This window comes from Micromonospora acroterricola, assembly GCF_003172955.1.
GTDB lineage: Bacteria > Actinomycetota > Actinomycetes > Mycobacteriales > Micromonosporaceae > Micromonospora > Micromonospora acroterricola.
The window spans coordinates 1-26,078 of the sequence record NZ_QGKR01000222.1 but is presented as its reverse complement, the minus strand read 5'-3'; the positions used below and the strand labels follow the sequence as shown (position 1 = coordinate 26,078).

Sequence of the window (26,078 nt, the reverse complement as noted above, 5' to 3'; positions counted from 1 at the left end):
GCTCCGGCTGGTGCTGGCATGTCCCGGGTGTTGTCGTGATACCTGTGAGGCATAAGTATGCCTGTGAGGTATCAGGCTGATTGTCGACCTCGGCCCGGAGTGCCTATCCACGGTGTCGACTCGGTTTCCGTGAAGTCGCGGTCTCCCGGGGCGGGGATACCCGCTTTCACGGATACCGAGTCGATCATTGCCCAGCCAGCTGTTGTCGCGTCGCGACCGGGGGCCGTCTGGCCCATGATGTCTGGATTGGCTATCCGTGATCCGTGATCCGTGATCCGTGATCCGTGATCGCTGATCGCTGATCGGTGATCGGTGATCGGTGATCGGTGATCGGTGATCGGTTTTGGGTCGCTGACCACTGACAGGTGACCGGTGACTGATGACGGCTGACCGGTGACGGGTGGCCGGTGACCGGTGACGGGTGACCGGTATTTGGTGTCTGGTGTCCGGTGTCCGGTCTCGGGGTTCTTGGCATGTGACCGGCTGCACCCGTGCGGTGGAATCGTGGCCGGCGCGGGGCCGTTACATACCCTGACGATCGCAGGACCACGGCCTCGCCACCGCCCTCCAGGATTTGGAATGCGAGCCCCCATCCGGTCGTTGCAGACTCCCCGAACGACCGCACGAGCACCCGCTCGACGGGGTGCTGATGGATCGGCCGACCCCGGAATGACCCCGGCCGCCCGGTCGTTGCAGGTCCCTGACCGGCCGCACGAGCACCCGCTCGACCGGGTGCCGATGGACGGGCCAACCCCGGAATGAGCCCGGCCCGCAGGTCGTTACACATGGACCCGGCGCCACGAGCCCCCGCCCGTAGGCCGCCGGACCCGGCGCCACAAGCCCCCCGCTTGTCGGCCGCCGGCCCCTGAGACTTTCCCTTTTGTTGGAAGCGCCGGACGAGGTGCTCACACCGCGGATGCCGACCCCCATCGGCTCGTGGTGTCTACCCCCGAAGGAGCAACCCCCATGAACACGATTATTCGTAAGAGCATGCTGTCTGTTGCTGGTCTGGCGTTCGCCGGTGGTGTGTTCGCCGGTCCGATCGCCGCTCACGACACCACCCCGACGATGGACGCCAAGCCCGTCGCCGTGGCGGTGCAGGCTGACAAGCCGGACATGGGCAAGCTGATCCCGCACGGTACGCAGGGTGCGCAGTCGCACATCGACCTCAACGACGAGCAGACCGCGAACGTCAAGGCGATCATCGCCGCTACGAAGAAGGCCGGCCTGCCCGAGCGGGCCGCGGTCATCTCGATCGCGACGAGCCTGCAGGAGTCGAAGCTGGAGAACCTGGGCCACCTCGGCGACATGAACGACCATGACTCGCTGGGCCTGTTCCAGCAGCGGCCGAGCTCGGGTTGGGGTACGCCGGAGCAGATCACCGATCCGGAGTACTCGACGACGGCGTTCCTGAAGGGTCTGAAGCAGGTTGACGGGTGGCAGGACATGGCGCTGACCGACGCGGCGCAGACCGTGCAGGTCTCGGCCTACCCCGACGCCTACGCGCAGTGGGAGCAGCAGGCTGCCGACCTGGTCGCCCAGCACTGGAACAGCTGACCCACCAAAAGCCGCAGCACAGCAGCACAGCAGCACAGCCGCTGGCCGGCACCCCCAACCCGGGGTGCCGGCCAGCGGCATATCCACACCACCACGACCAAATCTTGGACAGTTTCCATCACGCTCGAACGGCAACTGTCCAAGATCTGCGGCGGCCGTGTGCTGCCAGCAGGCGCCAGGGAACAAGTCGGGGGGTTGGCTGGTTGTGGACAGTGTCGGTGTGACTCAGTGTCCCCGGGGCCTCACCTAATATCGCCTTCGCGGAATACCGTTCGGCTGGAGCCGCGTCGTGCCACTCGCCGAGAGGCGACCTGCACACCGACACCAGCGCCGCCCCCGGCCCAGCCGGGGGCGGCGCTGTCTGTGCCCACCCAGAGTGGCGGGTGGAGGCACAATGCGGGGGTGACTGTCGTTCAGCCCTGGTCCGCGCAGCCGGGTGTGCTCGTCCTGCCGAGCGGGGCCGCGGTGCGCGGACGGCGCGTCGCCGCTGCCGCCGCGCCCGCCGACTTCGCCCTGCTGTTGGCACCGGGCCCGGCGCCGGCCTGGCCGCACCGGCGGATCAGGTGGCCCGACTTCTGGATCCCGCTCGATCAGGCGGACGCGCTCGACGCCCTGCGGGAGGCGCTGCGCCACGCGTACGCCGGTGAGCGCGTGGAGGTTGCCTGTCGGGGTGGGGTGGGGCGGACCGGTACGGCGTTGGCCGCGCTGGCGATCCTCGACGGCCTGCCGGCCGAGCGGGCGGTGGAATGGGTGCGGGCCGGCTACCACCCGAAGGCGGTGGAGACCCCCTGGCAGCGGCGCTGGCTGCGCCGCGTCGCCTGACGACCCCCACCACCGCAGCTCGTTCGCCACGCCCGACCCGCCGTGGACCACGAGCTGCGGGCCCACAGGGCGCGCACCGCGAGCCGTCGCGGCGCCTCTAGCCCTCGGCGAGCACCATCGGCTCGACGTACTCGCGCAGGTGCTCGGCGGTGAGGGTGTCGCCCCGGGCGACCAGCTCGGCCGGCGTGCCGGTGAAGACGATTCGCCCGCCGTCGTGCCCGGCGCCCGGTCCGAGGTCGATGAGCCAGTCCGCGTGCGCCATCACCGCCTGGTGGTGCTCGATGACGATCACCGTGTTGCCGGCGTCGACCATCCGGTCCAGGAGGGCCAGCAGTTGGTCCACGTCGGCGAGGTGCAGGCCGGTTGTCGGCTCGTCCAGCACGTACGTACTGGTCTTCTCCGCCAGGTGGATGGCGAGCTTGAGTCGTTGCCGCTCCCCGCCGGAGAGGGTGGTCAGCGGCTGGCCGAGGCGGAGGTAGCCCAGCCCGACGTCGACCAGCCGGTTGAGGATGAGGTGCGCCGGCCCGCTGGGGAAGAACGCGTGCGCCTCGGTGACGGACATGGCCAGCACCTCGCTGATGTTCTTGCCGCGCAGCGTGTAGGTGAGCACCTTGTCGGTGAACCGTCGCCCCTCGCACTGCTCGCAGACGCTCGCCACGCCGGCCATCATCGCCAGGTCCGTGTAGATCAGGCCGATCCCCTTGCAGGCCGGGCAGGCGCCCTCGGAGTTGGCGCTGAACAGCGCCGCCTTGACCCCGTTGGCCTTGGCGAACGCGGCGCGGATCGGGTCGAGCAGACCGCTGTAGGTGGCCGGGTTGCTGCGCCGCGAGCCACGGATCGGGGACTGGTCCACGATCACCACCCCGGACCGGCCGCGCAGCGAGCCGTGGATCAGCGAGCTCTTGCCGGAGCCGGCCACACCGGTGACCACGGTGAGCACCCCGAGCGGGATGTCCACGTCCACGTCGCGCAGGTTGTGCAGGTCGGCCTGGCGGATGGGGAGCTGCCCGGTGGGCGGGCGTACGTCGTCGCGCAGGGTCACCCGGTGGTCCAGGTGCCGGCCGGTGAGCGTGCCGGAGCGGCGCAGGCCGGGCACGTCGCCGGTGAAGCAGATCCGGCCGCCGTCGGTGCCGGCGCCCGGCCCGAGGTCGACCACGTGGTCGGCGATGGCGATGGTCTCCGGCTTGTGCTCCACCACCAGCACGGTGTTGCCCTTGTCGCGCAGCCGCAGCAGCAGGTCGTTCATCCGGGCGATGTCGTGCGGGTGCAAGCCGACGGTGGGCTCGTCGAAGACGTACGTGACGTCGGAGAGGCTGGAGCCGAGGTGCCGGACCATCTTCACCCGCTGCGCCTCACCGCCGGAGAGGGTGGCGGACTCGCGGTCCAGGCTGAGGTAGCCCAGCCCGATCTCGACCAGCGAGTCGAGCAGGTCGCGCAGGTTGGCGATCAGCGGCGCCACCGCCGGGTCGTCGATGCTGCGGACGAACGCGGCCAGGTCGCTGATCTGCATGGCCGAGAAGTCCGCGATGTTGCGGCCGGCGATCCGCGACGACAGGGCTGCCGGGTTGAGCCGGGTGCCGTCGCAGTCGGCGCAGGTGGTGAAGGTGACCGCCCGGTCGACGAAGGCGCGGATGCGCCCCTGCATCGACTCGCGGTCCTTGGCCAGGTAGAGCCGCTTCACCTTGACCGCCAGGCCCTCGTACGTCCAGTTGTTGCTGCCCATCTTGATTTTCGTGGCCGGCTTGTACAGGAAGTCCTGCCACTGCTCCGGGGTGTAGTCCTGGAGTTTCACGTCCGGGTCGAACAGGCCGGAGCCGACGATGGTCTGCCAGTACCAGGAGTCGACCGCGAAGTTGGGCGCCGTGATCGCACCGTCGTTGAGGGAGCGTTCGACGTCCACCAACTCGTTCACGTCGAGGTCGGAGACCCGGCCCAGTCCTTCGCAGGTGAGGCACATCCCCTCGGCGAGGTTGAAGCTGAACGCTCCGGCGCCACCCACCGACGGCTGGCCGAGCCGGCTGAAGACGATGCGCAGCATCGCGTACGCGTCGGTGGCGGTGCCCACGGTGGAGCGGGAGTTGACTCCCATCCGCTCCTGGTCGACCACGATGGCTGCGGCGAGGTTGCGCAGCGAGTCGACGTCCGGACGGTTGAGGTTGGGCATGAACGACTGGAGGAAGGCGCTGTAGGTCTCGTTGATCAGGCGCTGCGACTCGGCGGCGATGGTGCCGAAGACGAGTGACGACTTGCCCGAGCCGGAGACCCCGGTGAAGACGGTCAACCGGCGCTTGGGGATGTCGACCGAGACGCCGGCGAGGTTGTTCTCCCGCGCTCCGCGTACCTCGATCATGTCGTGGCTGTCGGCGACGGACCGTGCTGTCTGCGGCATGCGAAACCTTCGCGGTCGGCAGGGCGGGCGGACACCCACCCTGGCACAGGGCTCTGACCATTCAATTCTCTCATTCACGTCCTCATGGAGGGTTTCGTGAACCGCCGCGCAGAAGTGGCGGCGAAAGAGGCCGGTAAGTCTCAAACGACGTGGCAATCGGTACGGTGGACGCCGTGCGGACGGATGAGCGGCTGCGGGCGGTCGACCTGGCGGCCACGGCGGGCATCTCCGTCCAGCAGGTCCGCAACTACGTGGAGCTCGGCGTGCTGCCGCCGGTGCGACGCACCCCGAGCGGTTACCGGATCTTCACGGCCGAGCACTCCCGGGCGCTGCGGGTGGCGCGACTGCTGGCCGAGGGGCACGGCTGGGGCCGTACCCGGGAGATCATGGCGGCGGTGCACGGCGGCGACCTGCCGGCGGCCCTCGCGGCGCTCGACGGCGGCCACGCCGAGCTGGACCGGGAACGCGCGGAGATCCGGCGAGTGCTCGGCGCCTTCGAGACGGTGCTGGCCAGCCCGCCGGCGGCGCGGCCGGCGCCTCGCCGTGGCGTCCGCATCGGCGAGGTCGCCGCCCTCGTCGGGGTCCGGACCTCGCAGCTCCGGCTGTGGGAGCAGCGCGGTCTGCTCCGGCCGGGCCGCACGCCGGGCACGAAGTACCGGGTGTACGACGAGGCCGAGCTGCGGGCGGCCCAGGTCGTCGCGCTGCTGCGCCGGGGAGCCTACCCGTTCGAGATCATCGAGGCGGTGCTGGGTGAGCTGCGCACCACCGGCAGCGCCCAGCGGGTCCGCGCCGAGCTGGCCCGTCGTGAGCAGGAGTTGCACGCCCGCAGCCTGCGCCGGCTGAGGGGGAGCGCCGCGCTGCACGACTACCTGGACCATCGGAACGCCTCCGGATGGTCGGCCGGCCATCCCGTCCCAACCGGCGATCTTGTTGGCTAGGGTCGGGCCTATGAGAGCTGCGCTGCTGGCGGTCACGGCGTCCGCCGTCCTGCTCGCACCCGCGGCGGTCGCCCCCGGCCACGCCGCCGCGACGACCGTGCGGTGCCCGAGGGCGCCGGCGCCCGCGATGTCGCGACCGCCACGGCCCTCGCCCCCGCCCGCCGTGCCCGAACAGCGGGTCGTCGGCGGCGCCGGGCTGGCCACCAGCGGGCTGGTCGTGCCGGCCGGCGTCGGCGCGCCGCCGGCGGTCACCGCCACCTCGTGGCTGGTCGCCGACCTGGACACCGGCCAGGTGCTGGGTGGCTGCGGCCCACACGAGTACGGCACTCCGGCCAGCGTGCAGAAGCTGCTGCTGGCGGCGACGATGCTGCCCCGGCTGGACCCGAAGCAGACGGTCACCGTCACGGCGGAGGACATGGACATCGAGCCCGGCTCCTCCGCCGTCGGTCTGGTCGAGGGCGGCCGGTACACCGTCGAGACGGTCTGGCTGGGGCTGCTGCTCAACTCGGGCAACGAGGCGGCGAACGTGCTGGCCCGGCTGGGTGGCGGGGCAGAGGGCGCGGCCGGCGGGGTACGCGCCATGAACGAGCGGGCGCACCGGCTCGGCGCGCTCCAGACGCACGCGGTGACACCCTCCGGTCTGGACGGCGAGGGGCAGTTCACGAGCGCGTACGACCTGGCGCTGATCGCCCGGGCGTGTTTCGCCGAGCCGACCTTCCAGCGGTACGCGCTGACCCAGCAGGCGAGGATCCCGGCCCAGCCGGCGCAGCGCACCAAGGGTTTCCAGATCCAGAACGAGAACCAGCTCATCTACCGCTACCCGGGGGCGCTCGGCGGCAAGACCGGCTTCACCGACCTGGCCCGGCACACCTACGTCGGCGCGGCGCAACGCGACGGGCGGCGGCTGGTGGTGACCCTGCTCGGCGCCGAGCCGGCTCCCTTGCGCGGCTGGGAGCAGGGCGCGGCCCTGTTGGACTGGGGCTTCACGCTGCCCCGCGACGCGGCGGTGGGACGGCTGGTCGAGCCGGGTGAGCTGACGGCAGCGCCGTCGTCGGCGCCGTCCGAGCCGGCCGCCTCCGGCGCGCCCCGACCGGCGGCGGCCAGCGGTCCGGTGCGCTCCGGGTCGGGGTGGCTCTGGTTGGTGACCGTGTTGAGCGGGGCGGGCGTGTTGCTGTTGGGCGGGCTGCTGTGGCGTCGCCGCCGCCGGCTGTCCTGACGAATCGACAACCCGCTCCGCCATCCATAGACTCCGGTCTTTCTGGCACCACGAGTCCAGGAGGATCCCTTGTCGAGTGAATCCGAACCGCGCTCCGGCGTGGCGGCACCCCGCCGGCCGGTGCGCGCGCTGGCCCGCCTCGCGGGAGTGACGGTGCTCGCCGGCACCCTGATCGCCGGCGCTTCGGCCACCGCCGTGGCCGCGCCGAGCGTGTCCGTGGACGCGGTGACCGCGTCCGCCGCATCGTCGGCCGCCGCCGATGCCGCCACCCGCCCGCCGCGCACCACGCACGGCCCCTGCGCGTACACCGAGACGCCCGAGGAACCGGCTGCCCGGCCGGTGCCGCTGCCGCCCGACCCCCGGCGCACACCGGACCGGGGGACCGTCCGGGTGACCCTGGCGACGAACCACGGGCCGATCGGGTTGAGCCTGGACCGGGCGGCCGCGCCGTGCACCGTGCAGAGCTTCCTGCACCTGGTTCGCAAGGACTTCTACGACCGCACCTCGTGCCACCGGCTCACCGCGTACCCCACGCTGAGCGTGTTGCAGTGCGGTGACCCGTCCGGGACCGGCGAGGGTGGCCCGGGATACCGGTACCGCGACGAGCTGCCGACGGACCTGCCGCCGGCGCCCACCGACCCGACCGGGGTGCGCCGGCTCTACGAGCGGGGCGTGCTGGCCATGGCGAACGCCGGGCCGGACACCAACGGCAGCCAGTTCTTCCTCGTCTACGCCGACTCGGCGCTGCGCCCGAACTACACGATCTTCGGTGAGGTCGACGCGGTCGGGCTGGCCACCCTGGACCGGATCGCCGCCGGGGGAGTGGCGCCGACCGCGGAGGACCCGGCGCCGGTCGACGGCGCTCCCGCGCTGCCGGTGGACATCCGCCGGGCCGTCCGCTCGCACCACCACCACTGACCGTTCGGCGCGGTGAGCGGCCCCGGGTCGCTCACCGCGCCGGCGCGTCGTGGCGAGGCGTCCCGCGGACGCCCCTGCCGGCTGCCCTCCTTCGGAGCGGTGGCCGGCGGAGCGAATCCGGAATTTTCGGCAGCCGAACCGGAATCGGGGAAACCAGTGTCCGACCCGGTTCGGGCCGTCACGACGGGCCGGGTGACCCGGTCGGCGGGGCGGCGGTGCTGTCCCGGACAACCAGTTCGGTGGCGAGCTCCACGCGAGGGCTGTCGATGCCCTCGCCCTGGGCCAGCCGCAGCACGGTCCGCGCGGCCAGCCGGCCCATCTCGACCAGCGGTTGGCGCACCGTGGTCAGCGGCGGCGAGGCCCAGCGCGCCTCGGGCAGGTCGTCGAAGCCCACCACGCTGACGTCGTCCGGGACGCGCAGGCCCCGGCGCCGGATGGCCTCGTAGACGCCGAAGGCCATCTGGTCACTGGCCGCGAAGATGGCCGTCGGCGGGTCGGCGACGTTGAGCAGCGCCGTGCCGGCCGCGTACCCGGAGGCGTGGTAGAAGTCGCCGGGGCAGACCAGCGCGTCGTCCACCGGCACACCGGCGGCCTCCAGCCCGGCCCGGTACCCGTCGAGTCGGGCGCGGCTGCACAGCAGGTGCGTCGGCCCGGCCACGAACCCGATGCGCCGGTGCCCGATCGACAGCAGGTGCTCGGTCGCGGCGAGCCCGCCGGCCCAGTTGGTGGCGCCGATCGTCGGCACGTCCATCGCCGGCACGCCGGCCGGGTCGACGACCACCACCGGCACGTTGAGCCGGCGCAGCTGCGCGTGCAGCGGCGGGCTCAGGTGCGATGTCACGAAGATGACGCCGTCGGTGGCCCGGGTGCGCAGATTCTGCAGCCACTGCCGGGCCGCGGTGGGCTGCCGGTGGATCGCGGAGACGACGGTGCCGACGCCGGCGCCGTGGCCGACGTCCTCCACGCCGCGGATGATCTCCACGGCCCAGGGGCTGTCCAGGTCGTTGAAGACCAGGTCGACGAGACCCGCGCGGCGGACGCTGCGGCTGCTGCGGCGCCGGTAACCGTGGTGGCGCAGCAGCTCCTCGACCCGCTCCCGGGTGTCCGGGGCCACATCGGAGCGACCGTTGAGCACCCGGGACACGGTCGGCACCGACACCCCGGCCTCCCGTGCGATCGCGGTGATGGTCACCCTGCGTCCGTCGTCCGCGCCCACCCGCGTCTCCTTCACCGGTCCGGAAGTGCGACCGCAAGCCGTCGCCAACCCAGTGGCCCGGAACGGCGTGTCCGCTCCTCGGGCCATCTTGCCCCACGCCCGGGGGTTGACGACACGGCAGGTCGGTTCTAGCGTTCGCCAGAGTTACGGAAATGTTCCGGAAGTTTATCGGCCACCTTTCGCCGCCCCGGCTCGTCGGGCGGCTGTTCCCCCGCAGCATCGAAAGGACGTGACGTGCCACGGACAGCGAGCGCGTTCCCGGCTCCGGCGTCGTCGTCGAGCCCTTTCGATGGTCCCGCCCGGTGACCGGCGACCCGCACCACCCCCACCACACTGAAAGGGCTCGATGATGACAGTACGATCCCGGCTCGCCCGGGCCGTCGCGGTCGGTGCCGCCCTCGCCCTGGCGCTGCCGCTGGCCGCCTGCGGCGGCGGCGACTCCGGCGGTGACGCCGACGAGATCCACATCCTGGTCTACGGCGACGCGACCAACAAGGTGGAGACGCAGCTGGTCGAGACCTTCAACAAGACCTCCAAGGTCAAGGCCGTGCTGGACACCATCCCCGGCGCGGACTACCAGACCAAGCTGCAGACCATCATCAACACCAACCAGGCGCCCGACATCTTCTTCAACTGGGGCGGCGGCAGCATCACGCCGTTCGTCAAGGCGAACCTGTTGATGCCGCTCGACGACATGATCGCCAAGGACCCGGGGCTGAAGAGCAACTTCCTGCCGTCGGTGTTCAACACCGCCGTGGTGGACGGCAAGTCGTACGGGGTGCCGATGCGCGGCACCCAGCCGGTGCTGCTGTTCCACAACAAGAAGGTGCTCGCCGACGCCGGCATCACCCCGCCGCAGACCTGGGACGAGCTGCTGGCCGCGGTGAACACCCTCAAGGGCAAGAAGATCACCCCGATCGCCCTCGGCGGCGGCGACCAGTGGCCCACCCAGATGTGGTACCAGTACCTCTACGACCGGGTGGCCGGGCCGGAGCTGTTCGCCAAGGCCCTCGGCGGCGACAAGAGCGCCTGGGACAGCCCGGACAGCCGCCGCGCGCTGGAGCTCCTGCGCCAGCTCAAGGACGCCGGCGCCTTCGGCACCAACTTCGACTCGGTGAAGTTCACCGACGGTGGCTCACCCGCGCTGCTCAGCAGCGGCAAGGCCGGCTTCGAGCTGATGGGCTCCTGGAACTACTCCACCCACAACGACGCCAACCCCACCTTCGCCGCCAAGGACCTCGGCTGGACCGCGTTCCCGAGCGTCCCCGGTGGCAAGGGCGACCCGCGCAACGTGGTCGGCAACACCAACAACTTCTACTCGGTGCTCAAGAAGACCAAGCACCCGGAGGCGGTCGCGGAGTTCCTGAAGCTCCAGTACTCCGACGAGTTCGTCAAGGCACAGCTGTCCATCGGCAACCTGCCCACCACCACCAACACCGACAAGTTCCTCGACACGGCCACCAACCCGGCCTACTCCAAGTTCCAGTTCGACATGGTCAAGCAGGCGCCGTCGTTCCAGCTCTCCTGGGACCAGGCGTACCCGCCGGCCGCGACCACCACCATCCACCAGGCCGTGCAGCAGTACCTGAACGGCCGTATGGACGCGAACGGCTTCATCAAGGCCATGCAGTCCCTCCAGGCCGGCTGACGGCGGAGCGCACATGGCCACGACCACCGTTGCTCCCCCGCTCATGACGGAGGAGCGCCGGTCCGGACGACGCTCGGGCGGCCAGAACCTCGGCCGCCCGGGCTTCGCCTGGGCCCTGCCCGCGACCCTCTTCTTCGGCTTCTTCGCGATCGTGCCGCTGGTGCTCGTCGTCGTCCTCTCCTTCACGAGCTGGAGCGGGATCGGCTCGGTCGAGTACGTCGGCCTGGCCAACTGGCGGCGCCTCGCCGCCGACCCGACGATGACCCAGAGCCTCTGGCTGAGCGTCCTCCTCACCGCCCTCGGCGTCGCCGTGCAGACGCCACTGAGCCTGCTCATCGGGGTATGGGCGGCCGGGCACCAGCGCAACCGCGCGGTGCTCTCCGCGATCTTCTTCCTGCCGCTGCTGCTGTCGATGACCGCCGTGTCGGTGCTGTGGCGGGTGCTGCTCGACCCGAACTTCGGCGTACCGGGGCAACTGCCCGGCCTCTTCGGCGACGGCAACCTCTTCGGCAGCCGGACCGGCGCGATCGGCGTGCTGGTCTTCGTCAGCAGCTGGCAGTTCATCCCGTTCCACGCGCTGATCTACCAGGGCGCGGCGCGGGCCGTCCCAGCAGTGCTCTACCAGGCCGCCGAGGTCGACGGGGCCGGGCGGTGGGGGCAGTTCCGCCACGTCACCCTGCCCCAGCTGCGCAACGCCATGATCACCTCGCTGGTGCTCATGGTGGTCGGCGGGCTGACCACCTTCGACACGGTCCTGATCCTCACCGGGGGCGGCCCGGGCACCGACACCACGATCACCGCCTACTACATGTACGAGCAGGCGTTCAAGAGCTTCGACTTCGGCGCCGGCGCCGCCATCGCGCTGCTGCTGGTGGTGGTCGCCACGATCATCTCGCTGATCGTGGTGCGGGTCTCCGGGTACGACAAGATGCGCAGCACGATGGAGGGCCTGTGACGCGCCGCCGTCCCAACTGGATCGCCGGGATCGGCGCGATGTTCTGGCTGCTGCTGGTGGGTCTGCCGATCTACGTGATGGTCAGCATCACCGTGCAGACCCGCGCCGGCTACGGCCAGAACGGCCCGATCTCCCTGCCCGACACCTTCACCCTGGAGAACTACACCGGCGCCTTCTCCGAGGGCTTCGGCCGGTACTTCCTCAACACCGTCGTGGTGACGGCCAGCGTGGTGGCGATCGTGCTGCTGCTCGTGCCGCCACTGGCGTACGCCATCGTGCGCAGCCGCAGCCGGTTCACCTCCGCGGTGTTCCGGCTCTTCCTGCTCGGCCTGGCGGTCCCCGCGCAGGCGGTGGTCGTGCCGATCTTCTACCTGATCAACACGGCCAAGCTCTACGACAACCTGCTCGGCGTCATCCTGCCCACGGCCGCGTTCTGCCTGCCGGTCTGCGCGCTGATCCTCAGCGGCGTCATGCGGGACATCACCAGCGACCTGTACGAGGCGATGGCGATCGACGGCGCCGCTCCCGGCCGGGTCTTCTGGCAGCTGGTGCTGCCACTGTCCCGGGGCGGGATCTCCACCATCGCGGTCTTCTCCGCGTTGCAGGCCTGGAACGGCTTCCTCTTCCCGCTCATCCTCACCCAGTCCGAGTCCACCAAGGTGATCACGCTGGGTCTCTACAACTTCCAAACGCAGCACGGCATCAACGTTCCCGGACTGCTCGCCGCGGTCGTGCTGTCGATGGTGCCCGTCCTGCTCGTCTACCTGTTCGCCCGTCGGGCCCTCGTGCAGGGGCTGATGGGCGTCGGAGGAAAGTGACCGACAACGTGACTTTGGACATCGAACGAGGCGCCGCGGTCTGGAACGACGCGTCGCTCGACCTGACCACCCGGGTCGACGCCCTGGTCGCCGAGATGACCCTGGCGGAGAAGGTGGCGCAGCTCTACGGGGTGTGGGTGGGCGCGTCCGCCGACGGCGGTGAGGTCGCGCCCCACCAGCACGAGATGGAGGAGCCGGTCGACCTCGACGACCTGCTGCACACCGGGCTCGGACAGCTGACCCGGCCGTTCGGCACCGCCCCGGTCGACCCGGCGCTCGGCGCGCTCTCGCTGCTGCGGACCCAGCAGCGGATCACCGCCGCGAACCGTTTCGGCATCCCGGCCCTCGCCCACGAGGAGTGCCTGGCCGGCTTCGCCACCTGGGGCGCGACCGCGTACCCGGTGCCGTTGTCCTGGGGTGCCACCTTCGACCCGGCACTGGTCCGGCGGATGGCCGGCCTGATCGGCGCGGACCTGCGTCGCCTCGGCGTGCACCAGGGGCTCGCGCCGGTGCTCGACGTGGTGCGCGACGCCCGCTGGGGGCGGGTCGAGGAGACCATCGGCGAGGACCCGTACCTGGTGGGGACGGTCGCCACCGCGTACATCCAGGGGTTGGAGTCCGCCGGAGTGGTCGCCACCCTCAAGCACTTCGCCGGTTACTCGGCCTCCCGGGCCGGGCGCAACCACGCGCCCGTCGGCATGGGCCCACGGGAGCGGGCGGACGTGATGCTGCCGCCGTTCGAGATGGCGGTCCGGGAGAGCGGCGCGCGGTCGGTGATGCACGCCTACACCGACACCGACGGGATGCCGTCGGCGGCCGACGAGGAGCTGCTCACCGGCCTGCTCCGGGAGACCTGGGGGTTCACCGGCACGGTGGTCGCCGACTACTTCGGCATCGCCTTCCTGCGCACCCTGCACGGGGTCGCCGGCAGTTGGGGCGAGGCGGCCGGCGTGGCCCTCGCCGCCGGGGTGGACGTCGAGTTGCCCACCGTGAAGACCTTCGGTCAGCCGCTGCACAAGGCCCTCGCCGCCGGGCAGGTGCCCGAGGCGCTGATCGACCGGGCGGTGCGGCGGGTGCTGCTGCAGAAGGCCCAGCTCGGGCTCCTCGACGACGGGTGGGACCCGGTGCCGTCGGCGCTCGACGACGCCGACCTCACCGACCCGGAGGCGGTGCGGGGCACCGTCGACCTGGACCCGCCGGCCAACCGTGACCTCGCCCGCGAGGTTGCCGAACAGGCCGTCGTGCTGCTGCGCAACGACGGCGTCCTGCCGCTGGCCCGGCCGGCGCGGATCGCGCTGGTCGGCCCGCAGGCCGAGAACCCGACGGCGGTGCTGGGCTGCTACTCGTTCCCGGTCCACGTCGGATCCCACCACCCGGAGCTGCCGCTCGGGATCGAGCTGCCCACTCTCGCGCAGGCGCTGCGCGCCGAGTTTCCGGGAAGCGACGTCGTGGTCGCGCCCGGCGCGAGCGTCGACGGCCCGGACACCGGCGGGTTCGCGGCGGCCGTCGAGGCGGCCCGGGGAGCGGACGTGGTGATCGCGGCCCTGGGTGACCGGGCCGGGCTCTTCGGCCGGGGCACCAGCGGTGAGGGCTGCGACGCGGAGTCCCTGGCGCTGCCCGGGGTGCAGCAGCAACTGCTGGACGCGCTGCTGGACACCGGCACGCCGGTGGTGGTCACGCTGATCGCGGGCCGGCCGTACGCGCTGGGTCGGGCGGTCGACGAGGCCGCTGCCATCGTGCAGTCCTTCTTCCCGGGCGAGGAGGGGCCCTCGGCGATCGCCGGGCTGCTCAGTGGGCGGGTCGAGCCACAGGGGCGGCTGCCGGTCAGCGTGCCGCGCAGCCCCGGCGGTCAGCCCACCACCTACCTCGCCGCCCGGCTGGGGCACGCCAGCGACGTCTCCAACGTCGACCCCACCCCGGCGTACGGCTTCGGCCACGGGCTCAGCTACACGACGTTCGACTGGTCGGAGCTGGCGGTCGAACAGGCGGTGGCGGAGACCGACGGGGAGCTGCGGCTGGCCTTTACGCTGGGCAACACCGGCGCCCGGTGGGGCAGCGAGGTGGTGCAGCTCTACGCGCACGACCCGGTGGCCTCGGTGGTGCAGCCGGTGCAGCGGTTGATCGGCTACCTGCGTGTGCCGCTGGACGCCGGCGCGTCCTGCCGGATCGAGGTGACCGTGCCGGCCGACCTGCTCTCGTTCACCGGGCGGGACGGGCGGCGGGTGGTCGAGCCGGGGGAGGTGGAGTTGCGGCTCGCCTCGTCCAGCACCGAACCCCGGCTGGTGGCGACCGCCGCGCTGACCGGGCCGCCACGGCAGGTGGATCACACCCGGCGGATGCACCCCCTGTTCACGGCCCACCCGACCGTCTGAGCGCGCCGTGTACACCGACCTGCCCGAGGAGCAGTTGCGCGACTACCGCAGCGCCGTGCGCGATCCCGCCGACTTCGACCAGTTCTGGGCCGGCACCCTGGCGGAGGCCCGGGACGCCGGCTGGCCGGTCCGGACCGAGCCGGTGGCGACCGGGCTGGCCGGCATCGACGTGTTCGACGTGACGTTCGCCGGCTTCGCCGGCCAGCCCGTGCGGGCCTGGCTGCGGGTGCCCCGCGGGGCCGGCACGGCGCTGCCGACCCTCGTCCAGTACGCCGGTTACGGCGGTGGGCGGGGGCACCCGCTGGAGAACCTGCTCTGGGCGTCGGTCGGTTTCGCGCACCTGCAGATGGACACCCGCGGGCAGGGTTCGGGGTGGAGTCGGGGTGACACCCCGGACCCGGGGGCCGCCGGCCCGGAGGCGCCCGGGGTGGCCACCCGGGGCATCACCGACCCGCGTACGTACTACTACCGCCGGCTGATCACCGACGCGGTCCGGGCGGTCGACGCCGTCCGGACCCTGCCGGTGGTGGACCCGACCCGGGTGGCGGTGCTCGGGCACAGCCAGGGTGGTGGGCTGGCGCTCGCGGCCGGCGCGCTGGCACCGGGCCTGCGGGCGGTGGTCGCCTTCGTGCCGTTCCTCTGCGACATTCCGCGTGCGGTGGTCGCCACCGACGCCCGCCCGTACCGGGAGATCCGCGACTACCTGGCGGTCCACCGGGACGTCGAGGAGCGGGTGCTGACCACCCTGGCGTACGTCGACGGGGTGAACTTCGCCCGGCGGTGCCGCCGGCCCGCGCGGTACTCGGTGGCGTTGATGGACGACATCGTGCCGCCGTCGACGGTCTACGCCGCCGTCAACGCCCACGCCGGGCCGACGGAGCTGTCGGTATGGCGGTACAACGGCCACGAGGCCGGCGGGATCGACGACGACGAGGCGGCGATGCGCTTCCTCGGCGACCACCTGGTCGACGGGACGGAGGCGGCGCTGCGTTTCCGCGGTGCGCACCTGGCCGACGGCACCGATCCGGCGCGGAGCCCGGCCCGGGGCTGATAGACAGGACGGGTGCGCAGATCCGGCCGGGTGGGCGGCGCCGCCGTGCTCGCGTTCGCCGCGCTGCTCGGCGGCTGCTCGCAGCCGGAATCCCGCCCGACCCGGGTGCCCCCGGGGCCGACATCGGTGAGCCCGTCCCCGTCGGCGGGCCTGAACCCGTCGGCGGGCCTGAACCCGTCGGCGAGCGCGTCCCCGTCGGCGCGCCCGTCCCCGTCGGCCGCCGGCCGGCTGCCGGGGTTCGTGGTGCTGACCGACGTCGACCCGCGCATCCACACCGACGTCCGGTACGCCACCGCGCACAACTTCGTCGGCCGGCCGATCACCGGCTACCCGGAGCCGCTGTGCCTGCTCACCCGGCAGGCGGCCGAGGCGCTGCGGCGGGCGCAGGACGCCGCGCTGGCCGGCGGGCACAGCCTCAAGGTGTACGACTGCTACCGCCCGCAGTCGGCGGCGGACGACTTCGTCGCGTGGGCGAAGCGGCCCGGCGAGCAGCAGGCCAAGGCCGAGTTCTATCCCGACGTGGCCAAGAGCCGGCTCTTCGCCGACGGCTACATCGGGGCGCCCACCGCGCACAGCCGGGGCGGCACCGTGGATCTGACCCTGGTCGACGAGCCTCCCGCCAGCCAGCCCCCGTACGTGCCCGGGCAGCCGCAGGTCGCCTGTACGGCGCCGCGCGGGCAGCGTTTCGCCGACAACAGCATCGACATGGGCACCGGCTTCGACTGTTTCGACGCCCGGGCGCACACCGCCGACCCCCGGATCACCGGGGCGGCCCGGGACAACCGGCGGTTGTTGCGACGACTGATGACCGACGCCGGGTTCGTCAACTACGACCGCGAGTGGTGGCACTACCGCTACCGCGACGAGCCGTACCCGGACACCTACTTCGCCGCGCCCGTGGCCCGCTCCTCGGTCGGCTGACGATCCGGCCGCCACCGGCCCGCCGTCGACCGCTGGCGGGCGCCGGTCCGGTCAGGTCCAGTAGAGGATCCGGCAGGCGGGCACCCGCGCGGTCAACTCGTCGGTGAACCAGCCGCGCAGCTCGGCCATCGTGTCCCGTGGGTAGACGTACTTGACCGCCCCGAACCGGCCACGTTTGCGGCTGCGGGACTCCTCGTCCATCTCCAGCCGGGTCCGCGGGTACCAGCCGAGCAGCACCTCCTTGCTGCCCGGGGTGAACCGGTGCGTGATCAACTCGGCGGTCAGGTCCAGCTCCGGCACCCCGTCGACGGCCGTCGCGACCTGGTCCAGCAGGTCGCCGTAGCGTTCCCGCCAGTCCGGCAGCGGCATGATCGGCGCGATGGTCAGCCCGACCGGGTAGCCGTCGAGCGCGAGCCGCCGCAGCGCGGCGAGCCGGTCCGGCACCCGGGCGGTGCCGCCCTCGAACCGTTCGCTGACCGGCGCGCAGTTGACGCTGAACCGGACCCGGGTCCGGCCGGCGTGCGGCAACCCGACGAAGGTGTCCACATCGGCGTACTTCGTGGTCCAGCGCAGTTGCACCGGAGCGTCCCAGCCGGCGAAGTGCTGCACCGCCCGCCGCCAGCTGCCCGTCAGGTGCTCCAGGGCGAGGGGGTCGGTGTAGCAGGACGCCTCGAACGTGGTGCCCTCGTCGGCGCGCCGCGCGTTGCGGCTGGTCACCGTGCCGCGCCCGGCGTACGTTGCCAGCCCGGCGAGGATGTCGTCGAGGTCCGCGTACACCCGGGTCACCGGCGGCCCGGACAGGGAACCGGCGAGATAGCAGTACTGGCAGTGCGCCGGGCAGCCCTCGGCGAGGTCGACCCGCCAGTCGGCGCTGGGCGCGATGGGTTGCAGGGCGCGTCGCGAGGGTGGGCTCACCACGACCGCCATGGTCGCCTTGGCCCGCGCGTACGTCTCCCGGTCGGTCTGTCCGCGTACCCCGGTGAGCCGGTTGGATCGCAGGTGTTCCACCTCGATGCCCTGTGCCTGCACCCGCTCGATGATCCGTTGGCCGTGCGGGTGTTCGAGGGCGGCCGGGGTGGCCACCACCCGGCCCGGTGTCCAGCGGCGGGCCGGTCGGGCCGGCGGCGCGAGGCCGGCCAGGTCACGGGTCGGCACCCGCTCGCCGCTGGCGTCGTGCGGCGCGGCGGGCACGTCCACGGCGAGCGGCTGGTCGATGTCGACGGCGTCCGGGCTGGTCATCCGGCGGGGATACCCGTTGCCGCAGGAATCCCACCGGAATCGGGCGGCGCGATTGACGCCGCCTGACGAGATCACATAATCTTTCGTCTATCTGTAAACCTTGTGAACAGAAGGTTCAGGTCGACGCGGCGGCGCGCGTCCCCACCGAAGGGACGATCAGGTGATCGCAGAACTCTCCTCCCGTACCAGACGGATCTTGTCGCTGTTCGTCGCCCTCGTCGTCGCGCTGAGCGCCGGCCTCGCGGTAAACGCCTCGCGGTCCGCGCAGGCCGCGCCGACGTTCAAGGTCCTCGCCTTCTACAACGGCACGTGGGACGCCGCGCACATCGACTTCGTCAAGGACGCCCGGGCCTGGTTCCCGCAGGCCGCCGCCCAGTACGGCTTCTCCTGGGAGGCCACCAACAACTGGGGTCTGCTGAACACCGCGAACCTGGCCCAGTACAAGGTCATCATGTTCCTGGACGACGCGCCGCCCACCGCGCAGCGTGCCGCGTTCCAGCAGTACATGCAGAACGGCGGGGCGTGGCTCGGCTTCCACGTCAGCGCGTTCACCACCAACCCGTCGAGCTGGAGCTGGTACTACAACACCTTCCTCGGCACCGGCTCGTTCCAGACGAACACCTGGGGGCCTACCCGGGTCACCATGCGCGCCGACAACCGCACCCACCCGGCCACCCGGAACCTCCCGGCGACGTTTCCCTCGTCGATCAGCGAGTGGTACTCCTGGAGCAACGACCTGCGGCAGAACACGAACATCGACATCCTCGCCTCGGTCGACCCGTCCAGCTTCCCGGTCGGCACCGACCCCAACCAGTCCTGGTACGGCGGCTACTACCCGTTGGTCTGGAGCAACCGGCAGTACAAGATGCTTTACGCCAACTTCGGGCACAACGCGATGAACTACAACACCAACACCGGGTTGTCGTCCACGTTCGACAGCGAGCAGCAGAACCGGCTGCTGATCGACGGACTGCACTGGCTGGCCGGTGCCGGCACCGTTCCCCCGACGACGCCCCCGCCGACCGACGGCCCGATCTCGCCGACCGCCTGGCACACCGTCGTCAACCGGGGCAGCGGCAAGTGCGTGGACGCGCGGGCCGCCGCCAGCGCGAACGGCACCGCCATCCAGCAGTACGCCTGCAACGGCAGCGCCGCCCAGCAGTACCAGTTCGCCCCGACCAGCGGCGGCTACCTGCGGGTCAACAACCGCAACAACAGCGCGCAGGTGATCGACGTGACCAACGTGTCGACGGCGGACTCGGCGCCCATCCAGCTCTGGTCGTACTCGGGAGGCAACAACCAGCAGTGGCGGGCGGAGTCGGAGGGCAACGGCTACTACCGCCTGGTCAACCGCAACAGCGGCAAGTGCCTCGACGTGCCGGCGGCGTCCACGGCGGACAGCGTCCAGCTCGTCCAGTACACCTGCAACGGCACCGCGGCGCAGTCCTTCCGGCTGGTGCCGCAGCCGTAGGCCCCGGCCCCCCCGGTTCGGCCCGCCCTGGGATGGCTGCCCCGGGTCGGGACTCGAGCCGGTAGCCGAGCACCCGTAGCCGCTCGACGTCGGCGCGCACGGTGCGGGTGGTGACCGCCAACCGGTCGGCCAGCTCCGCGCCCGACCAGTCCCGGTGGGCCTGCAGGAGGGCGAGCAGCCGCAGCAGTCGCACGGAGGTCTCCACCATGCCGGCCAGTCTGCCGGAGACCAGGTCGGGCCCCGCCCGTGTGAGGGCGGCGCGGGCATCACCCGATCGAGTGTGATACCTGTGAGTCATTCTTATGCCGCACAGGTATCACGCTCAGAAGTGGATGGATACCCGGCGCGGCAACCCGGTGGGGCGCCGCTTCCGGCTCGGTGTCGAGCTGGGATCAATGCCGCCGGCCTTCTTCGTCGCTGTGGAGGAGGCGGTGCACCGCACGCTGCGCCAGGGTCCGCACGGCTGGCAGGTCCCCGACTGCGAGGTGACGATGACCCATGCCGGCTACTGGGCCCGGCAGAGCCACTCCCACGGCACCTTCGACAAGAGCATGTCCAGCACCGCGGGCGACTTCCGCAACCTCACCCCGTTGGTGCTGATGGCGGCGCTCACCCGGGCCGGCACCCGCGTCCACGAGCCGGTGCACCGGTTCCGGCTGGAGGCGCCGGGCGACGTCCTCGGCACCGTACTGCCCGCGCTCGCGCGACTGGACGCGGTGCCGACCGACACCACCGGGCAGGGCGGGTCGTACCTGGTGGAAGGGGAGATCCCGGCCGGGCGGGTGCACGCGCTGGAACGCCGGCTGCCGGGGCTCACCCGGGGCGAGGGAGTGCTCGAGACCGCCTTCGACCGGTACCGGCCGGTGCGCGGCCCGGCTCCCACCCGGGCACGCTGGGACCACAACCCGCTGGACCGCAAGGAGTATCTGCTGGCGGTCGCCCGCCGGGTCGTCGGCCGCTAGTCGGCGCCGCCGGGCCCGTCCGCAATATCCATTGCGGACACGGCCCGGCCCGCCTAGCGTCATCGCCGCAGGGTCGACCGATCACACCCCGAGGGAGTACGCCGTGTCGCAGCGCCACCGCACCGAAGCCACCTGGCGGCTGCCAGGTGCGGGTGCCGCGTTGCTGTCGTGCGCGCGGTACCGCTGTTTGGGCCAGCCCGGTCAGGGCCGGCCGCCAGGGCGGCGCCACCTCTGACGCCAGCGCGTCAGGCGCCGCCGCCCACCCCCTGCGGGTCGGGCGGCTTTTTCGTATCCGACAAGCTTCCGCGCCCGGCCGCCCGGCGCGATTCTTTCCGGTCACCGTTCGTTGGTGCGCCGGCACGACGCAAGGAGACCACGATGGGATTCACCCCTCTCGCCGGCACCCGGGCACCGGTCCGGGTCTGGACCGACCCGTACGCCATCGAGCCGCAGGCCGCCCGGCAGCTGCGCAACATCGGCGCGCTGCCCTGGGTGCAGGGCGTCGCCGTGATGCCGGACGTGCACTTCGGCAAGGGCGCCACGGTCGGCTCGGTCATCGCCATGCGGCAGGCCGTCTCGCCGGCCGCGGTCGGCGTCGACATCGGCTGCGGCATGTCGGCGGTGCGGACCTCGCTGACCGCCGCCGACCTCCCGGACGACCTGGCCGGGCTGCGTTCCGCGATCGAGGCCACCATCCCGGTCGGTTTCGCCCAGCGGGAGAAGGCGGTCGACCCGCGCCGGGTCCGTGGCCTGGAGCAGGCCGGCTGGGACGACTTCTGGAGCCGGTTCGCCGGGCTGGACCGGAGGGTGGCGCAGCTGGAGACGCGGGCGCAGCGGCAGCTGGGCACCCTCGGCGGGGGCAACCACTTCATCGAGGTCTGCCTCGAGCAGGGTGGCGCCGACGAGGGGCGGGTGTGGCTGATGCTGCACTCCGGGTCGCGCAACATCGGCAAGGAGCTGGCCGAGCGGCACATCGGGGTGGCCCGGGGCCTGCCGCACAACACCGACCTGCCGGACCGGGACCTGGCGGTGTTCCTCGCCGGCACGCCGGAGATGGACGCCTACCGGCGGGACCTGTGGTGGGCGCAGGAGTACGCGCGGCGCAACCGGGCGGTCATGCTGGCGCTGCTCTGCGGCGTGGTGCGCGAGCACTTCCCGCAGGTCGGCTACGACGAGCCGATCTCGTGCCACCACAACTACGTGGCGGAGGAGAGCTACGACGGGGTGGACGTGCTGGTCACCCGCAAGGGCGCGATCCGGGCCGGGCGGGGCGACCTGGGCATCATCCCCGGGTCGATGGGCACCGGGTCGTACATCGTGCGCGGTCGGGGGAACGCGGACGCGTACTGCTCGGCCTCCCACGGGGCCGGGCGGCGGATTTCGCGGGCGCAGGCCAAGCGGACCTTCAGCACGGCGGACCTGGCCGCGCAGACCGCCGGCGTGGAGTGCCGCAAGGATGCCGGGGTGGTCGACGAGATTCCGGGCGCGTACAAGGACATCACCGAGGTGATGGCCCAGCAGGAGGACCTGGTGCAGGTGGTGGCACACCTCAAGCAGGTCGTCTGCGTGAAGGGCTGACGGGCCGCGCGGGCCGGGTGACCGGCCCGCGCGGCAGCCGGTCAGAAGCCGGCGAAGACCCGGCGCAGGTCGTCCAGGCTCACCGGGCCGGTCACCCGCACCCCGTCCGGGGTGTGCTGGGGGCCCAGCCGCCCGGTGGCCAGCCGCAGCCACGCCTCGGCGGGGGCGGTCAGCTCACCGTCCGGCTGCTCCGGCGCGTCGGTCAGCTCGACCCGCTCGCCCAGCCGTAGCCCGTACGTCCGCTCCGGCTCGCTCAGCCGGAGCAGCAGGGTGGCCTCCCGGCCGGCCAGCTCCTGCGGCCGGCTGGTCCACGCCAGCATGCCGCCGATCTGGTCGAGCAGCAGGGGCACCGCCCCCGGCGTCACCGCCGCGAACGGGTTGAACGCCACCTCGACGTCCCACTGGTGCAGTGCGAACTCACTGAGCCGGAACCGGCCGGCGGTGGCCACGTCGACCGGGTCCGGCAGGAAGCCGAGGTCGATCCGCAGCGCGGCGCGGCTCTCGGCGTCCAACCCCTCGTACGCCTCGACGAGCCGTTCGTTGGCGGCGAGGAATCCGGAAGCGTGCTCGGCCGGGGGCATCGCGTCCCAGCGCTGCCAGACACCGCGGTTGAAGTCGCCGTCCGGCGCGGGTCCGCCGCCGCGGGCGGCGGTCAGCGTCGCAAGGTTGATCTCCGCGCCGCTGCCCAGGTGGCTGAGCACCTGGGAGACCTGCCACTCGCTGGCCCCCGACGGCCGGAGCAGGTCGTCCTCCTTGAGGTCCCGGACGAGCGCGGCGAGCTCCTCGTGGCCCGCGCGCAGAGCGCTGATGATCTGGTCGGCAGCGGTGGACATGTGTCTCCTCAACGGATTTTCGACGGTGGTCGGGACGCTACCGGACGCGGCCGCCGACCGGGCCACTCCCGGGTCGGAGTGGCCGGCCGGCGCCGCGTGGGTCGGCTCAGCCCATGTGCACGGTGGTGCCGGTCGGGACGTCCTCCTTGCGCACCTTGATCAGGATCAGGGTGGCCAGGCCGGCGAGCACGATCAGGGCCGCGCCCCAGGCGAACGCCACCCGGTAACCGTGCACCAGGGCCTCGACCTGGTTGACCGGGTTCGGCGCCCGACCGACCAGGTACGCGGCGACCGCGCTGGTGTAGAAGGTGTTCAGCAGCGCGGTGCCCAGCGAACCGCCGATCTGCTGGGTGGCGTTGAGCGTCGCGCTGGCCGCGCCCGCGTCGTGCTCCGGCACCCCCACCAGCGCGAGGCTGGACAGCGGCACGAACGTGAAGCCGAGGCCCATGCCCAGGATGACCTGGGCGGGCAGCAGGAGGGTGAGGAACGACGTGTCCACGTCGATCTGGGTCAGCACCAGCATGGCCACTGCGGCGAGCACGGCACCGCCGACCATCAGCGGCTTGGCGCCCACCCGTGGCATCAACTGGCTGGCGCCACCCGCGGCGATCAGCACGCCGACGGTGACCGGCAGCGACGCGAGCCCGGCCTCCAGCGGCTTGTACTGGAGCACCACCTGGAAGTAGAAGGTCAGGAAGAGGAACGCGCCGAACAGGCCGGCGCCGATCAGCGTCGAGGCGAGATACGCCCCACCGCGGTTGCGGTCCAGGATGATCCGCAGCGGCAGCAGCGGGTGGTTGGAGCGCATCTCGATCACCACGAAGGCGGCGAGCAGCACCACGCCGGCGGCGATGAAACCGAGCGTCGCGGTGGCGTCCCAGCCGTCCTCGGCGGCCTTGGTGAAGCCGTACACCAGGGAGACCAGGCCGGCGGTGACGACGACCGCGCCGGGCACGTCGTAGCGGGTGTTGCCGTGCGCCCGGCTCTCCGGCACCAGCGGGAGCGCGAAGGCGATCGCGATGGCGGCGACCGGGATGTTGACCAGCAGGCACCAGCGCCAGTCGGCGTACTCGGTGAGCACCCCACCGAGCAGCAGGCCGACGGCGGACCCACCGCCGGCGATCGCGCCGTACACGGCGAACGCCTTGGCGCGCTCGGTGGCCTCGGTGAACAGGACGGTGAGCAGCGCCAGCGCGGCCGGGGCGAGCAGCGCGCCGAAGGCGCCCTGCAGCGCGCGGGCGGCGAAGAGCATCCCGCCGGTGGTCGCCAGACCGCCCAGCGCGGAGGCGAGCGCGAAGCCGGTCATGCCGACCAGGAAAGTGCGCTTGCGGCCCCAGTAGTCGGCGATCCGGCCGCCGAGCAGCAACAGGCCGCCGAAGGCCAGGGTGTAGGCGGTGATCACCCACTGCCGGTTCGCGTCGGTGATCCCCAGGTCGGCCTGGGCCTGCGGGAGCGCGATGTTCACGATGGTGGCGTCCAGGACCACCATCAGCTGCGAGATCGCGATCACCGCCAGCGCGATCCAGCGCCGCGGGTGCGGCGCGTTCGTCGACGTCCCGGCGCCGGGCGCGCCGGGAGCGGTCGAGGTGGTTCCGGGCATGGTGAAGCCTTCCGTGTGTCGGTAGGTCAGGTCGGAGCCGGTCGGTCAGAGCTGGGACGCCCCGGGCCGGTAGCACAGCACCGGGATCAGCACCTGGTCGACGACCTGGGTGAGGAACGCGTCATCGGCGGGTAGGCCGTGGGCGAGGATGCGGGACATGGTCAGCGCGGGCGCCAGGTCGTGGAACAGCTCCCGTTCGCCGGCCTCGGGCGGGATCTCCCCGCGGGCCGCGGCGCGGACCAGGATGGCGGTGCTGGCCACCCGCCCGGCCGGCAGTAGCTGGTGGCGCACCACACGTTCCAGCTCGGGGTTGGTCCGCATGGCGAAGGTCAACGCCTGCATCAGGTCGCAGTCGGCCGCGCAGATCGCGGCGGTGGCGCGCAGCAACTCGATCAGGTCGCCGCGCAGGGAGCCGGTGTCGGGTGGGTTGTGCACGCCCGGGTGCCGTTGGCGCAGGGCGGCGACGACCAGTTCGATCTTGCCGTCCCAGCGCCGGTAGATGGTGGCCTTGCTGACGTGGGCGCGGGCGGCGACGGCGTCGATGGTCAGCCGGTCGTACCCGACCTCCCGCAGCAGGTCGATGACCACGCCGAACAGGTCGGCGTCGGTGCACCGCGCGGCCCGGGCAGCCGGCACCCCGGCACCCGCACCCACCTGCTGACCGCCCAGCATCCCCACCCCCGTGAAACGATTTCGTACTGACCCTAGTTCGCCGTCGGGCGATTGCGCAGGCTTTTATGAGGTGCGTCGCACTCGGTGGACGAAACGATTACGTTTCCATCCCACATCCGGCAGGTGAACTCGCCGCTCATCCGGCGGGGGCGAGGAGCACCGGGACGATCACCGTGTGGATCCGGGAGCCGTCGTGGGCGGACACCTCGTACACCTCGACCGTGCCGCGCTGCTCCCGGGTGATCCGCCAGCCGACCACCACCCGGTACCCGCCCCGGCAGCCGCTGCCGCAGCTCGCGGTGCCGAAAGCGGTGGCGACCTCCCGGCCGGCGGCGTCCAGGACCCGGACGCTCACCGTGGCCTCGAACACGTCGGCGGTGCCGGTGACGGCGAGCGGGGCGGTGACCCGTTCGCCGATGTTCGGGCCGGTGACCACGATCGGTGGCAGCAGGTCCGCGTAGTCGGTCCGGCCGACCGGGGCGCCGCCGCCCCCAAGGCGGACCTGCCGCACGGTCGGGAACTGGGTGAGGGTCCACACCACCTGCGCCTCCCGTAGCCGCCGGCGCTCCACCGGGCCGTCGGCGCTGGGGACCGGTCCGAGCGTCGCCACGCCGTCGGTGATCCGGGCGACCTCGACACCGGCCGGGAGCAGGGTGGTCAGGCCGGTGGCTGACTCGGCCGGGGTGGGCCCGGCGGCCAGCTCGGTCAGCGCCAGCCGGGACGTCGCCACGGTGGCCGGCCTGGTGCGGTGGGTCGGGACGAGCTGCCCGGACCGGACGTACCACAGCTCGATGGTCACGGTGTCCGGCCGGCGGGCGCCGGTGCTCGGTGCCGCCGGCGGCCGGGCCGTGGCGCCGGTGTGCGACGGTCGCGGCGCCGACGGGGCGGCGGGTGTCGGGCTC

General features: G+C 72.1%; 21 protein-coding genes and 1 pseudogene. 14 read left to right on the top strand and 8 right to left on the bottom strand.

The window, feature by feature from the left end:
* The first annotated feature begins 966 nt into the window (after positions 1-966).
* Together DKT68_RS18920 and DKT68_RS18915 are read left to right on the top strand one after the other, a co-directional pair.
* Positions 967-1,557: a hypothetical protein gene (locus DKT68_RS18920; RefSeq protein WP_109818738.1), complete on the top strand. Its 591-nt coding sequence runs from the start codon at positions 967-969 to the stop codon at positions 1,555-1,557.
* A 402-nt stretch (positions 1,558-1,959) separates the two neighbouring features.
* A complete protein-coding gene (locus tag DKT68_RS18915) occupies positions 1,960-2,379 on the top strand; it encodes a protein-tyrosine phosphatase family protein (RefSeq protein WP_109818737.1) in 420 nt (139 codons plus the stop codon).
* Between the two features lie 97 nt (positions 2,380-2,476).
* Here DKT68_RS18915 and DKT68_RS18910 read toward each other — a convergent pair whose 3' ends face one another.
* Positions 2,477-4,768, bottom strand: a complete 2,292-nt coding sequence (locus tag DKT68_RS18910) for an ATP-binding cassette domain-containing protein (protein WP_109818736.1) — start codon at positions 4,766-4,768, stop codon at positions 2,477-2,479.
* 173 nt (positions 4,769-4,941) lie between these two features.
* Here DKT68_RS18910 and DKT68_RS18905 point away from each other — a divergent pair, with 173 nt between their 5' ends.
* The 3 genes from DKT68_RS18905 to DKT68_RS18895 all read left to right on the top strand — a co-directional run bounded on the left by DKT68_RS18905 (position 4,942) and on the right by DKT68_RS18895 (position 7,840).
* Positions 4,942-5,706, top strand: coding sequence for a MerR family transcriptional regulator (locus DKT68_RS18905; RefSeq protein WP_109818746.1), 765 nt, complete (start codon positions 4,942-4,944; stop codon positions 5,704-5,706).
* 10 nt (positions 5,707-5,716) lie between these two features.
* The gene (locus DKT68_RS18900) at positions 5,717-6,922 is read left to right on the top strand and encodes a D-alanyl-D-alanine carboxypeptidase family protein (RefSeq protein ID WP_109818735.1); all 1,206 of its coding nucleotides are present in this window, start codon (positions 5,717-5,719) and stop codon (positions 6,920-6,922) included.
* A gap of 69 nt (positions 6,923-6,991) precedes the next feature.
* Positions 6,992-7,840 carry a peptidylprolyl isomerase gene (locus DKT68_RS18895; protein WP_236646960.1) on the top strand — a complete coding sequence of 283 codons (849 nt, stop codon included), beginning with the start codon at positions 6,992-6,994 and terminating at the stop codon, positions 7,838-7,840.
* Between the two features lie 178 nt (positions 7,841-8,018).
* Here the strand turns inward: DKT68_RS18895 and DKT68_RS18890 are convergent, their stop codons facing one another.
* Positions 8,019-9,056, bottom strand: coding sequence for a LacI family DNA-binding transcriptional regulator (locus tag DKT68_RS18890; RefSeq protein ID WP_109818733.1), 1,038 nt, complete (start codon positions 9,054-9,056; stop codon positions 8,019-8,021).
* 349 nt (positions 9,057-9,405) lie between these two features.
* Here DKT68_RS18890 and DKT68_RS18885 point away from each other — a divergent pair, with 349 nt between their 5' ends.
* From DKT68_RS18885 to DKT68_RS18860, 6 genes are all read left to right on the top strand, one after another.
* The gene (locus DKT68_RS18885; protein ID WP_109818745.1) at positions 9,406-10,704 is read left to right on the top strand and encodes an extracellular solute-binding protein; all 1,299 of its coding nucleotides are present in this window, start codon (positions 9,406-9,408) and stop codon (positions 10,702-10,704) included.
* Positions 10,705-10,717: 13 nt separating this feature from the next.
* A complete protein-coding gene (locus DKT68_RS18880) occupies positions 10,718-11,659 on the top strand; it encodes a carbohydrate ABC transporter permease (RefSeq protein WP_109818732.1) in 942 nt (313 codons plus the stop codon).
* A complete protein-coding gene (locus DKT68_RS18875) occupies positions 11,656-12,477 on the top strand; it encodes a carbohydrate ABC transporter permease (RefSeq protein WP_236646959.1) in 822 nt (273 codons plus the stop codon). Before DKT68_RS18880 ends, DKT68_RS18875 begins: the two co-directional genes overlap by 4 nt.
* Positions 12,474-14,849, top strand: a complete 2,376-nt coding sequence (locus tag DKT68_RS18870) for a beta-xylosidase/alpha-l-arabinosidase (protein WP_236646958.1) — start codon at positions 12,474-12,476, stop codon at positions 14,847-14,849. The genes DKT68_RS18875 and DKT68_RS18870 overlap by 4 nt, the downstream gene beginning before the upstream one ends.
* Before the next feature lie 7 nt (positions 14,850-14,856).
* On the top strand, positions 14,857-15,900 hold the full coding sequence (locus tag DKT68_RS18865; protein WP_109818731.1) for an acetylxylan esterase: 1,044 nt from the start codon (positions 14,857-14,859) through the stop codon (positions 15,898-15,900).
* Positions 15,901-16,050: 150 nt separating this feature from the next.
* A complete protein-coding gene (locus tag DKT68_RS18860; protein ID WP_407940764.1) occupies positions 16,051-16,821 on the top strand; it encodes a M15 family metallopeptidase in 771 nt (256 codons plus the stop codon).
* 51 nt (positions 16,822-16,872) lie between these two features.
* Here DKT68_RS18860 and DKT68_RS18855 read toward each other — a convergent pair whose 3' ends face one another.
* Entirely contained in the window at positions 16,873-18,060 is a 1,188-nt protein-coding gene (locus DKT68_RS18855; RefSeq protein ID WP_201749096.1) for a spore photoproduct lyase family protein, read from the bottom strand.
* A gap of 196 nt (positions 18,061-18,256) precedes the next feature.
* Between DKT68_RS18855 and DKT68_RS18850 the strand changes: the two genes are divergently transcribed.
* Positions 18,257-19,531: an RICIN domain-containing protein gene (locus DKT68_RS18850; RefSeq protein WP_236646961.1), complete on the top strand. Its 1,275-nt coding sequence runs from the start codon at positions 18,257-18,259 to the stop codon at positions 19,529-19,531.
* Positions 19,532-19,583: 52 nt separating this feature from the next.
* Here DKT68_RS18850 and DKT68_RS18845 read toward each other — a convergent pair.
* Positions 19,584-19,739: pseudogene (locus DKT68_RS18845) on the bottom strand (helix-turn-helix domain-containing protein); the annotation flags it as partial.
* A 124-nt stretch (positions 19,740-19,863) separates the two neighbouring features.
* On the opposite strand from DKT68_RS18845, the gene DKT68_RS18840 reads away from it, so the two are divergent.
* Together DKT68_RS18840 and DKT68_RS18835 are read left to right on the top strand one after the other, a co-directional pair.
* Positions 19,864-20,493 (top strand): hypothetical protein, encoded by a 630-nt coding sequence (locus tag DKT68_RS18840; RefSeq protein WP_236646957.1) that lies wholly within the window; start codon positions 19,864-19,866, stop codon positions 20,491-20,493.
* Positions 20,494-20,871: 378 nt separating this feature from the next.
* Positions 20,872-22,071, top strand: coding sequence for an RtcB family protein (locus DKT68_RS18835; protein ID WP_109818729.1), 1,200 nt, complete (start codon positions 20,872-20,874; stop codon positions 22,069-22,071).
* Between the two features lie 41 nt (positions 22,072-22,112).
* Here the strand turns inward: DKT68_RS18835 and DKT68_RS18830 are convergent, their stop codons facing one another.
* From DKT68_RS18830 to DKT68_RS18815, 4 genes are all read right to left on the bottom strand, one after another.
* Positions 22,113-22,904, bottom strand: coding sequence for a maleylpyruvate isomerase family mycothiol-dependent enzyme (locus DKT68_RS18830; protein WP_109818728.1), 792 nt, complete (start codon positions 22,902-22,904; stop codon positions 22,113-22,115).
* 106 nt (positions 22,905-23,010) lie between these two features.
* Complete coding sequence (locus DKT68_RS18825) at positions 23,011-24,504, bottom strand: MFS transporter (protein WP_109818727.1); 1,494 nt, start codon at positions 24,502-24,504, stop codon at positions 23,011-23,013.
* A 45-nt stretch (positions 24,505-24,549) separates the two neighbouring features.
* Positions 24,550-25,176, bottom strand: coding sequence for a TetR/AcrR family transcriptional regulator (locus DKT68_RS18820; RefSeq protein WP_109818726.1), 627 nt, complete (start codon positions 25,174-25,176; stop codon positions 24,550-24,552).
* 136 nt (positions 25,177-25,312) lie between these two features.
* Positions 25,313-26,078 (bottom strand): Gmad2 immunoglobulin-like domain-containing protein (locus DKT68_RS18815; RefSeq protein WP_236646956.1); only part of this gene is annotated, 766 nt, incomplete at its 5' end.